We start from the raw sequence: 648 nt of genomic DNA, 5'->3' as shown, positions 1-648 counted from the left end.
AAGTTGCTGACTCAGGCAGTGGGAGATCTTGACGAGGAAAAGGTATTGGAGATGCTTAAAGACTTTACGGCAGCAGGGCCAACTGAAGAAGAGGCTCAGGCGGTAGTAGCTGCCTGCCAGCAGGGAATGGCAGCTGTAGGAGACCTCTATGACAAAGGAGAGTATTTTGTAGGGGATTTGATATTTGCAGGAGAGCTTCTCACAAATGCAATCAATGTGCTGAAGACGGTTATCGGAAGCAGCAGCACCGAAAAGGCAGGGACACTTGTCCTTGGCACTGTCCAGGGGGATTTGCACGACATAGGCAAGAACATATTCAAAAGCATGGTGGAAGCGGCAGGTTTTGAAGTATATGATCTGGGTATTGACCAGCCGGCAGAAGCATTCATTGAAAAAATAAAGGAAGTCAAGCCTCAGATTATAGGCATGAGCGGCGTTTTAACCCTTGCATTGGAATCAATGAAAAATACCGTCGACGCCCTTAAAGAAGCCGGCCTCCGGGACAGTGTAAAAATTATCATAGGCGGAAACCCAGTGACAAAGGATGCCTGTATGCAGATAGGTGCCGATGCTTTTACAACCAACGCCGCAGAAGGCGTAAAAATATGTCAGGGGTGGGTGAAATAAATGAATGGACAAGGTTTGCTT

The 648-nt window shown here is 47.4% G+C and carries 1 protein-coding gene; it reads left to right on the top strand.

The features are described 5' to 3' along the window. Positions 1–3 precede the first annotated feature (3 nt). Positions 4–627, top strand: a complete 624-nt coding sequence (locus tag OXPF_RS18675) for a cobalamin B12-binding domain-containing protein (RefSeq protein ID WP_054876740.1) — start codon at positions 4–6, stop codon at positions 625–627. Positions 628–648 lie beyond the last annotated feature (21 nt).

The organism is Oxobacter pfennigii (assembly GCF_001317355.1).
GTDB lineage: Bacteria > Bacillota > Clostridia > Clostridiales > Oxobacteraceae > Oxobacter > Oxobacter pfennigii.
This window is presented reverse-complemented; position numbering and strand designations above follow the sequence as displayed.